The sequence below is a fragment of the Tamlana crocina genome (assembly GCF_012037625.1).
Genome location: NZ_JAAVJS010000581.1, coordinates 1 through 341, shown reverse-complemented (window position 1 = coordinate 341; position 341 = coordinate 1). Strand labels below are relative to the sequence as shown.

At 41.9% G+C, this 341-nt stretch carries 1 protein-coding gene; it reads left to right on the top strand.

The features are described from left to right. Positions 1 to 36: 36 nt before the first annotated feature. The coding region (locus HC176_RS18135; RefSeq protein WP_245234961.1) for an NAD(+)/NADH kinase at positions 37 to 341 on the top strand (305 nt) is incomplete at its 3' end.

Genomic DNA, 341 nt, shown 5'->3' with positions numbered 1-341 from the left:
AAAAAGGATTTTCACCACTTCAATACCTTTCAAAGGCTGGATGGCTCCTATGATGTATTTATAAGTGTAGGTGGTGACGGTACCATACTTCAATCTGTGAATTTTATACGTAATCGTGACATCCCCATCCTGGGAATAAATACCGGAAGGCTGGGATTTTTAGCCACGGTGAACAAGGAAGATATAAGGCACACGATCAAGCTGCTGCTTAACAATGAATACAAGATCTCTCAACGCTCCCTCTTAAGTATAAGGGCAAATCCCAAGGTAGAAGAACTCTATGACAATCACTATGCTCTCAACGAGATCGCTGTAAGCCGCAAGAATACCACTTCCATGAT